Origin of the sequence: Sphingopyxis sp. 22461, assembly GCF_052044915.1 — a bacterium.
Classification (GTDB): domain Bacteria; phylum Pseudomonadota; class Alphaproteobacteria; order Sphingomonadales; family Sphingomonadaceae; genus Sphingopyxis.
Genome location: NZ_JBQENY010000007.1, coordinates 303,068 through 311,079, shown reverse-complemented (window position 1 = coordinate 311,079; position 8,012 = coordinate 303,068). Strand labels below are relative to the sequence as shown.

Sequence of the window (8,012 nt, the reverse complement as noted above, 5' to 3'; positions counted from 1 at the left end):
CTCGAACAGCGGCTACAGCGGTGCGGCCTCGAACAGCGGCGACAGCGGTGCGGCCTCGAACAGCGGCTACAGAGGTGCGGCCTCGAACAGCGGCGACAGCGGTGCGGCCTTCTCCCATGCCCCTTATAGCCGGGTTATGTGCGAGGGCGACGGTCAGGCGCTCTACATCACCGAGTTTGCGCTTGACGGTTCAATCGCTTCGGTAGCTTGCGGCATCACTGGCCGCGACGGGATCAAGGCTGGCGTCTGGTATGTCGCCAAGGCCGGAAAGCTGGTGGCAGCATGAACGCGCCCCTCACCCGCAAGGCAATCCAGATCGCCACCGAGATAGGCAAGCCCGAGCGTCAGCCGTTTATCGAGCGGCAGCTACTGGCCAAGGCGTTCGAGGCGAACCGCGCAGCGATTGACCGCTCGTTGGCCTACGACCGCGCCCGCCTGTCGGCCGTGTCGCTTAGCCGTGACGAGCAGATCGCGCTTGCCGTCCATATCATCGACAACCTCGAAAACGTGTGTCCCGACGCTCGCAATGCGGCGGTTGATGCGATTGGGGAACTGCTGTGAGCGCGTGGCTGCAAAACGGCGGCGTTGATAACGGCTGCGCGCTGATCGAAGTTGGCAATCACGTGTCAATCGAACTGACCGGCTCGGCAACGCACAACGTGCCGGATAGCGAGGTTGCAGCGGTAGCTGAGCTGGTCATGGCCGCGCCTATCCTCGCCAAGCTGCTCGCCCGTCTGGAGCCGCATCTGGACGCGATCGTTTGCTATGCCTCCACGATGGGCGAGCACGAGCCGAACGCCATCGCGGCGGACGTTCACGGCTGGCTTGGCCACCTTCGCGACGTCGGCGCCATTCCTCCCGTGGGAGAGGCCGCATGATCCGCTCCGAACCCCTCGCCAGCTTCGACACCCCCTTGGCAGATCGCCAGAGCATCGACTGCTGGGTCGTGTTTTCCCAGCATCGTCCAGAATGGCCGGGAAAGAGCTATCCGTTCGCGGACGAGGGGCAAGCTCGCATGTTTCTCGACTACTGCAAACGCAGTGGCGATCACCGTTACGAACTGCGTGGTGTCGCATGACCGGCGGCTTCGGACAAATGATGCGCGTCCTCGAAAGCCTCCCGGCAGACGCACCGATCGCTGACCGTTTCCACGCCACTCTGGAAGCAAGCGATGCCTTCATGGCTGAGTGTGACCGCATCCAGATGCAGCACCGGGCCGACATGGTGGCGAGGTGGGGTCTGCCCGACGATCATTTCACGCTCGGTCCTGCCAACCCCACCCTGCCCACCATCAAGGATTCTATGTGATGCAGATATTCGACATGGACGCCTTTTGGGCGCGCTACGGAAAAACCGATTTCGATAGCACCGCATTCGCCAAAGCTCTCGACCGGCTGCCAGATATATCGGAAAGAGGGCCATGGATTGGCGGCGGGAGCGTTCGACGCCTCATCGCGGGGCAGCCGCAAGACAGCGACTTCGATTTCTTCTTTGCTGACCAAGCGCAGTTCGACGCCTTCTGCAAGGACATGAAAAAGCGCGGGGCCGATGTCCAGCATGAGAACGATTTCAATATAACGTTCCTGCTGCCCAAGGCAAAGGCAAAGCCGATTGGGGACGACGAATTCACCGTCGCCGGTCCCGAATTGAAGGTGCAGGCGATCCGTCTTCGCTTCCATCCGACGCTTGCCGAGACCTTGGAGGGCTTCGACTTTTCGCTCTGCAAGTTCGGATATGACGGAACCCGCCTCATCTGCGGCGACTATTCACTGTTCGATCTTGCGAGCAAGCGGCTGGTTCCAGACCGCATCAGCTTCGGCACGTCCACGCTGCGCCGCATCATCAAATATACCAAGCAGGGCTACACGATCTGCTCCGGCGGGCTGGCGAGCATTCTCCAGCAAGTCGTCGATGATCCGTCGATCATTCAGGCGGAGGTCGAATATGTCGATTAAGGTCCACACGCACCACCTTCGCGGCGCCATCGGAACACGCGAGCATTTCGACTGGTCCGCCAACGGAGACAGCCTCCGCGAGCTTGAGCCTGCCGAGATTATGCAGGTGGCTCCCTTCGATCATGCAACCCCGCTCAACGTTATCAGGTCCATCGACCGGGCGGATTTTTTCTACAGCATTTGCATCTTTTCGGCGCTCGCTTTTGTCGCCGGGGCGGTGCTTGCGATGGGAGCGGGTCAGTGACCGAACGCGCCCGCCTCGTCCGCAAGTGGCTGTTGCTGTGGGACCGCCGTGAAGAGCGCCGCCGTCATCTTGGCAAGCCCGTCCGCGCGCCTTGGGGCTATTTCAACGGGCTCGGCAAGGCGATGGACCATGTTCGCGCCCGGATCGACGCTATCGACTGCCAGAGGCTCGCAGCATGAACGCGCCCCGCTTCGACCTTACCGCCATTCAGGTGGCGAACGTCATGGACATGCTGGCGAGCATCGGCGTGGACGATGACGACCGGCTGGTTCTCGATACCCTTGAGGGTGAGACGGACCTGTTCGTCATGCTGTCCAAGCTTCTCGCCCAAGTCGAGGACGACGAAGGCACCGTTGCGACCCTGAAAGAGCAGATCGACGCCCGGAAGTTTCGCATCGCGTCGGCAGAGGCGCGAATTGCCCGCGGTCGATCAATGATCGGCAGACTGATGGGCTTTGCGCAGCAGGACAAGATTGTTCTGCCTGAGGCCACCCTGTCCCGGCGCGTCGTCCCGTCGAAGCTGGAAGTCGCGAACAAGGATGCTGTGCCGCGCGACATGCAGCGCGAGAAACTGGAGCCTGACGCCGCCAAGATCGCCGCAGAATATGCGGATGCGGACGCCCTGCCCAACTGGCTGACCCGCATTCCCGAAAGCAAATCAATCACCGTGAGGCGGAAATGAACATCTTCGAGCAACTGGCAGCACCCCTGCCTTCGATCCACTGGCGCGCACAATCGGTATACAAGGGCAGCGACAGCCGCCCGCCCGCCGCAATGGCGCTGGCCTACATGGATGCCCGTGACGTGATGGACCGTCTGGACGCCGTTGTCGGCCCCGATGGCTGGCAGGATAGCTATGTCGAGACGGTCAAGGGCCGCGTCATCGCCAGCATCTCCATCAACATTGATGGCCAATGGGTTAGCAAGAGCGACGGCGCCGGTGACACCGATGTGGAAGGCGAAAAGGGCGGCATGTCCGACGCCTTCAAACGGGCCGCCGTAAAATGGGGCATCGGCCGCTACCTCTACCGCATGGAGGCCGTCTGGGCAGAGTGCGAACTGAACGACAACGGCAAGTGGAAGAAATGGACCGCGAAGGGGCTGGCAACACTCGCTGCTGCCGCGAACGCGCCGCCCGCCGCGAAAGAAGGCGACGTGCCAGATTCCTTCCTGTCGTTCATCGCTGGCCTGTCCAACGATCCTGACCCCGCGAAATACTGGAAAGACAACTGGCCCGGTGTGCCTGTCGAATGGCGGCCCGCGTGCGTGAATTTCAAAGACAAACTCAAAACGAAGGAAGTGGCATGATTATCGTGACCGTCGCCGGTAATGCCGGGAAAGACGCCGAATATAAAACCACCCAAGGCGGGACGGAGCTTTGCGCTTTCTCGGTCGCGGGAACCGTGGGCTACGGCGACAACAAGCAGACCCTTTGGTTCGACGTGACCAAGTGGGGCAAGGGTGCCGAAGGGCTTTCCCGCTGCATCCTCAAGGGAACGAAAATCACTGTGTCGGGCGAATTGTCCGAGCGCGAGCATGACGGAAAGAAATATCTCCAGATCCGCGCCGACCATGTTGCCTTGCAGGGTGAGCGATCCGCCGGCCAACAGTCGGGACACCGGAATCAGAATGGGGCTGGCACCCGTGACGATATCGGCCGCGACCGTCCGCCTTACGACGATGGCCTCGATTCGGACGTGCCCTTTTAAGATGGGCGCGCCGGTCAACCATAAGCGGATGAAAGGCCCGCCCCCCAAGCAGCCCGCTCATATCGAACGGGTCAAGGGAATGGGCTGCCTAATCTGTGGCTACTCGCCGGTTGACGCGCACCATGTCCGCACGGGCTTGCAGACCAAAAATGACGCCCGGATCGTACCTCTCTGCCGCTTCCACCACCAAGACAGCCGCATGGGCTTCCACGGGCTCGGCAGCGAGCGTGCCTTCTATCAGGAATATGGCGTTTCTCTGCTGGCAGAGGCTGAACGGCTCGCTGGTGAGAGCCGCGAGCAGGGGTTGATGAAATGAGCGACCGCGCACTATTCCGCAAAACCTTCGACGGCTTCGTTCCCGCCAATGAGGACGGACAGGACTTTTACGCCCGCGTCAAATCCGGCGAGATTGTCGAGCTGAAAGGCGTGAAGGTCCGCAACGGCCAATATCACCGCCTGTTCTTCGCCATGCTCCGCTTGGTCAGCGAGAACAGCAATCCGCATATCTCGGAAGCCGCCGCGCTGCACTTCGCAAAGATGGCCACCGGGACCGGCGAGTTTGTTGTCGATAGCCGCGGACGTGACGTGTTCGTCCCCGGTTCGATCAGCTTCGCCGCGATGGACCAATCCGCCTTCAAGGACTTTGTGCAGACCGCGATCCCGCCCCTGGTTGGCAGGTTCATGGTCGGCACGGCCCCTGACGACCTCATTCGGGAGGCAATGAGCCTCGCCGCCTAATCACCGCGCCGTGCTCCACGGCCCCACGCCCCGCACCCATGGATGCGCCCTGAATGCCCCCTCAGGGCTGGGTGACGGGGCTAGAAGGAATAGAGACGATGGCCAAGACGTTCACCGTTGAAGTTCGCCAGATTGTCGAAGTCGAGCTGGACGAAATCAAGTTCGACGACGCCTTCATGGAGGAGTTTCGCGACAGCCAATATCCCTTCATGACGCTGGCTGACCATGCCGAGCATATCGCGCAGTTGCAGGCGCGCGGCGTATATGACCTCGATTATATCGAGACGCAGTTTGTCGAAGGCTACGGCCCCGCCAACGAAATGGGCATCAAGGCCCGCGTCATCGGCACCGAAATGGAAGTGCTTCGGATGCCCGAACCGGAGTCCGCAGCATGATCTCCCGCGCCCTCTCTGCACTCGGATTGATGAAGCGGTCGGAGCATGAGGCTCGCATGGACGCCTATCGCGATGATTGGCAGGCGCTTCTCGATAACGTCATTGAGGATCGCGACGCTTGGGAAGCCAAGTTCAAACTCGCCGCCACCGACCTCGCAAAGCAGGCGGAGGAGATTGCGGGGCTGAAAGATGCCGCCCATCGTGAGGGTGTTCGCTACAACCAGCTAGCGTCCGACCGAAACAACTGGCGCGAGCAAGCTTTGCGCGACGAACAGCCCGCCAACATGTGGCGTAACTCCCTTAAGAGATCTAGGCATCGTAAGAAGGGGGTGCGGTCGTGACACAGAACCCTGTAGTCTCGGACACTGTGTTCCTGACCTATCGCTATCGCTTGCTCCCTACTAAGGCACAGCATGGCCGCCTCCGCGCCGCGCTGGAACACAGCCGGCAGCTCTATAACGCGGCCTTGGAAGAGCGCATCGATTGCTATCGCAAGACTGGCAAGGGTCGGACCTATTTCGACCAGACGGCGGCGCTGACCCAGCTTCGCCAAGACGGCACGCCATACTCCTGGAGCATGGAAGCCGCGCCGCTCAAAGCTCTTGATCTGGCATATAAGGCTTTCTTTAAACGCGGCGGCTTCCCGCGCTTCAAGGGTCGCGACTGGTTCAAAACTATCAGATTCGGGGATGCCACCGGATGGGCTATCGACGGTGGCAAGTTCCGCGCGAAGGGCATCGGCAAGATGCGGCTTCACATGCACCGCCCGCTCCCCGGCAAGCCGAAGATCGCTCGCATCAAACGCGACGGGCGGCACTGGTATGTTTCGCTCGTCGTGGAGGTCGAATGCGCCGCGGCGAATGATCGTCCGTCTGTTGGCATTGACGCTGGCCTCAACACGTTGGCCGCGCTGTCCACGGGTGAGATGATCGACAATGTCCGACCGTACATGCGTGCGATGCGAAAGCTACGCGTCAAGCAGCGTGCTTTGGCTCGATGCAAGCGAGGATCGAAGCGGCGCGGGAAGGTGAAATCTGCGCTTGCCGCCGCTCACCTCAAAATCCGTCGCACCCGCGACACGCATCTTCATCAGGTTTCCGCCAGCATCACGAACCGCTTCGGAATGATCGCCGTCGAAGCGTTGAACGTGAAGGGTTTGGCAGCAAGCAACCTCGCCCGCAGCGTCCGAGACGCGAGCTGGGCAACGCTATTCGACTTCCTGCGCTACAAGGCCGAAAGAGCCGGTGGACGCTTTGTGCAAGTTGATCCTCGTTACACCTCGCAAACATGCCCGGAGTGCGGCGTGATCGAGCCCAAGGCTCTTTCGCAGCGCGAACATCGGTGCCCCTGCGGCTGTGTCGAGGATAGAGACGTGGCAGCGGCGAAGGTCGTTCTGCTGCGCGCGGTCGTGCAAGATCGCGGGAAGCCTAACGTGGTCGGTAACGGCGTGCGTGCTTCCAGAAAGGTGGCGGCATGACCGGCACATTGCACTTCCCCGGAGACGTCGGTGCCGATTTGGATCGGCTGCTGACGCTCATTGAAACCGCACATGAGCATGGCGACGAGACGGCGATCGTCGAACAGGCGGCAAAGCTCCGCGCCGCTCTCACCCCTTCGGCGCTGCCCGGGGGAGAGGTCGAATGACGCTCACCAAAGAACAGCGGACCGCAGCCATCAAATGGCTGGCTGACTTGCCGCCCCATATCCTGCGCGAGAAGATCGAACGCGGCTACGATTTTGGCAGCGGCAAAACCTTTTCCGACAAGGGCAAGATCATGGAAGTTTTGCAGCAAACGGCCTGCATCGCCGAGATGCTAGCTGATCGCCTTGCCGCAGTTCCTTCGGCGCTGTCCGGCGATGCGGGAGAGGGGGAGTGGCAACCGCGCATTGGCGATGAAGTGCGCGCGAGCGAAGGTTTCCTGTCGCGCTATGGTGAATGGCGAGACGTTCCCTTGTTCGTCGCTGGCATTTGCAAAGATCGCGGTGTGCCGGGGTTGAACGTGTCGGTCAGCGAAAAGTGGCCCGTCGACCTTAATTCGGATGGTTACACCGATGGCTTTTACATCGGTCGCGACCATTGCCCTGACGACTTAGTCCCGGTCGCCGCCCTCCCTTCCCATCAAGGAGCCGAATGATGGGCGGCGCAGCAAACTTTGGCGGCTTCGGTCCGTGCAAGGGCTGTGGAAGCTGGGGCGTTTGCAAATGCCCTCCGCTCGCTGGCGGGGTCTTTCTCGTGCCGTTTGAGGTCGCGGCAGCAGAGACCGAGCGCCTCCAAAACGAACTCGACATCACGAATGCCGATCACGTCGCGCTCTGGCTGGAAGCGAACCTGCCGGATGCGTCGTTGGCATGGCTGGCTTGTCGGATCGTCGAGGCCCACGAAGCCCATCAAGGAGCCGGTGAACCATGAGCTTGATACTTCACCATAGCACGCTGACCGATTTCGTCTCGGCGCGGTTCGATGCGCTCGGCCCTTACACGCTCATGTCAGCGACCAAGGAAGGCGTCACGGCTCGGCGGCCCCGCTGCTCGCCCACCTTCTTCACATGGCGCGAATGGTGGGCAATGCCAGCACACCGCGAAAACAGCTTGCAGGCCGCCATCGCTCCGAACTCAGGAGGAAGTAAATGATCCAATCCGGCAACTGGAAGCAGATCGAAACCCTTCTCGAGCGCCCCGGTGTCGCCGTAATGACGAGCGGCGGCTACTGGCTGGACGGTCGTTTCTATCCGACGCACCGGGCTGTTCCCGCACAATCCCCCATGCCCCAGCCCAAGCGCTCTCTGTTTGATTGGATATGGAGGTGACGGCGGAGCGGCTCTTGAAAGCGCCGGAAGCGGCTGCCCATTTGGCGGTCTGCACGCGCACTCTTCGCAAGCTGCGACAGGACGGCATCATCGACTATGTCTTGATCGGCGATGCAATCCGCTACAGCGTAGCCGATCTTGACCGATTCATCAACGAAAGGCGG

Annotated in this window: 21 protein-coding genes and 1 pseudogene; all 22 read left to right on the top strand. The window is 61.1% G+C overall.

Annotation, left to right across the window (positions count from 1 at the left end; translation table 11 throughout):
• The coding region (locus ACTJI5_RS14090) for a hypothetical protein (protein WP_440860760.1) at positions 1-286 on the top strand (286 nt) is incomplete at its 5' end.
• Positions 283-561 carry a hypothetical protein gene (locus ACTJI5_RS14085; protein ID WP_440860759.1) on the top strand — a complete coding sequence of 93 codons (279 nt, stop codon included), beginning with the start codon at positions 283-285 and terminating at the stop codon, positions 559-561. The genes ACTJI5_RS14090 and ACTJI5_RS14085, both read left to right, overlap by 4 nt.
• A complete protein-coding gene (locus ACTJI5_RS14080; RefSeq protein WP_440860758.1) occupies positions 558-878 on the top strand; it encodes a hypothetical protein in 321 nt (106 codons plus the stop codon). Before ACTJI5_RS14085 ends, ACTJI5_RS14080 begins: the two co-directional genes overlap by 4 nt.
• The gene (locus tag ACTJI5_RS14075) at positions 875-1,078 is read left to right on the top strand and encodes a hypothetical protein (protein ID WP_440860757.1); all 204 of its coding nucleotides are present in this window, start codon (positions 875-877) and stop codon (positions 1,076-1,078) included. Before ACTJI5_RS14080 ends, ACTJI5_RS14075 begins: the two co-directional genes overlap by 4 nt.
• Positions 1,075-1,308 (top strand): hypothetical protein, encoded by a 234-nt coding sequence (locus ACTJI5_RS14070; RefSeq protein WP_440860756.1) that lies wholly within the window; start codon positions 1,075-1,077, stop codon positions 1,306-1,308. The genes ACTJI5_RS14075 and ACTJI5_RS14070 overlap by 4 nt, the downstream gene beginning before the upstream one ends.
• Positions 1,308-1,955: a hypothetical protein gene (locus ACTJI5_RS14065; protein ID WP_440860755.1), complete on the top strand. Its 648-nt coding sequence runs from the start codon at positions 1,308-1,310 to the stop codon at positions 1,953-1,955. Before ACTJI5_RS14070 ends, ACTJI5_RS14065 begins: the two co-directional genes overlap by 1 nt.
• The gene (locus ACTJI5_RS14060; RefSeq protein WP_440860754.1) at positions 1,945-2,199 is read left to right on the top strand and encodes a hypothetical protein; all 255 of its coding nucleotides are present in this window, start codon (positions 1,945-1,947) and stop codon (positions 2,197-2,199) included. Before ACTJI5_RS14065 ends, ACTJI5_RS14060 begins: the two co-directional genes overlap by 11 nt.
• A complete protein-coding gene (locus ACTJI5_RS14055) occupies positions 2,196-2,378 on the top strand; it encodes a hypothetical protein (RefSeq protein WP_440860753.1) in 183 nt (60 codons plus the stop codon). The genes ACTJI5_RS14060 and ACTJI5_RS14055 overlap by 4 nt, the downstream gene beginning before the upstream one ends.
• Positions 2,375-2,881, top strand: a complete 507-nt coding sequence (locus ACTJI5_RS14050; RefSeq protein WP_440860752.1) for a siphovirus Gp157 family protein — start codon at positions 2,375-2,377, stop codon at positions 2,879-2,881. Before ACTJI5_RS14055 ends, ACTJI5_RS14050 begins: the two co-directional genes overlap by 4 nt.
• On the top strand, positions 2,878-3,507 hold the full coding sequence (locus ACTJI5_RS14045) for a Rad52/Rad22 family DNA repair protein (protein WP_440860751.1): 630 nt from the start codon (positions 2,878-2,880) through the stop codon (positions 3,505-3,507). The genes ACTJI5_RS14050 and ACTJI5_RS14045 overlap by 4 nt, the downstream gene beginning before the upstream one ends.
• Positions 3,462-3,908, top strand: a complete 447-nt coding sequence (locus ACTJI5_RS14040; RefSeq protein ID WP_440860750.1) for a single-stranded DNA-binding protein — start codon at positions 3,462-3,464, stop codon at positions 3,906-3,908. Before ACTJI5_RS14045 ends, ACTJI5_RS14040 begins: the two co-directional genes overlap by 46 nt.
• A gap of 1 nt (position 3,909) precedes the next feature.
• A complete protein-coding gene (locus ACTJI5_RS14035) occupies positions 3,910-4,224 on the top strand; it encodes a hypothetical protein (protein ID WP_440860749.1) in 315 nt (104 codons plus the stop codon).
• Positions 4,221-4,646: a DUF1367 family protein gene (locus ACTJI5_RS14030; protein ID WP_440860748.1), complete on the top strand. Its 426-nt coding sequence runs from the start codon at positions 4,221-4,223 to the stop codon at positions 4,644-4,646. Before ACTJI5_RS14035 ends, ACTJI5_RS14030 begins: the two co-directional genes overlap by 4 nt.
• A gap of 98 nt (positions 4,647-4,744) precedes the next feature.
• Positions 4,745-5,041 (top strand): hypothetical protein, encoded by a 297-nt coding sequence (locus ACTJI5_RS14025; RefSeq protein WP_440860747.1) that lies wholly within the window; start codon positions 4,745-4,747, stop codon positions 5,039-5,041.
• Between the two features lie 56 nt (positions 5,042-5,097).
• Positions 5,098-5,382, top strand: a complete 285-nt coding sequence (locus tag ACTJI5_RS14020) for a hypothetical protein (RefSeq protein WP_440860746.1) — start codon at positions 5,098-5,100, stop codon at positions 5,380-5,382.
• Positions 5,379-6,518, top strand: coding sequence for an RNA-guided endonuclease InsQ/TnpB family protein (locus ACTJI5_RS14015; RefSeq protein WP_440860745.1), 1,140 nt, complete (start codon positions 5,379-5,381; stop codon positions 6,516-6,518). The genes ACTJI5_RS14020 and ACTJI5_RS14015 overlap by 4 nt, the downstream gene beginning before the upstream one ends.
• Complete coding sequence (locus ACTJI5_RS14010) at positions 6,515-6,685, top strand: hypothetical protein (protein WP_440860744.1); 171 nt, start codon at positions 6,515-6,517, stop codon at positions 6,683-6,685. Before ACTJI5_RS14015 ends, ACTJI5_RS14010 begins: the two co-directional genes overlap by 4 nt.
• Positions 6,682-7,176, top strand: coding sequence for a hypothetical protein (locus ACTJI5_RS14005; protein WP_440860743.1), 495 nt, complete (start codon positions 6,682-6,684; stop codon positions 7,174-7,176). The genes ACTJI5_RS14010 and ACTJI5_RS14005 overlap by 4 nt, the downstream gene beginning before the upstream one ends.
• Positions 7,176-7,451 (top strand): hypothetical protein, encoded by a 276-nt coding sequence (locus tag ACTJI5_RS14000; RefSeq protein ID WP_440860742.1) that lies wholly within the window; start codon positions 7,176-7,178, stop codon positions 7,449-7,451. The genes ACTJI5_RS14005 and ACTJI5_RS14000 overlap by 1 nt, the downstream gene beginning before the upstream one ends.
• Positions 7,448-7,672: a hypothetical protein gene (locus ACTJI5_RS13995; protein ID WP_440860741.1), complete on the top strand. Its 225-nt coding sequence runs from the start codon at positions 7,448-7,450 to the stop codon at positions 7,670-7,672. Before ACTJI5_RS14000 ends, ACTJI5_RS13995 begins: the two co-directional genes overlap by 4 nt.
• The gene (locus ACTJI5_RS13990; protein WP_440860740.1) at positions 7,669-7,848 is read left to right on the top strand and encodes a hypothetical protein; all 180 of its coding nucleotides are present in this window, start codon (positions 7,669-7,671) and stop codon (positions 7,846-7,848) included. Before ACTJI5_RS13995 ends, ACTJI5_RS13990 begins: the two co-directional genes overlap by 4 nt.
• Positions 7,839-8,000 (top strand): annotated as a pseudogene (locus ACTJI5_RS13985) (helix-turn-helix domain-containing protein); the annotation flags it as partial. The gene ACTJI5_RS13990 and the pseudogene ACTJI5_RS13985, both read left to right, overlap by 10 nt.
• Positions 8,001-8,012: the final 12 nt, after the last annotated feature.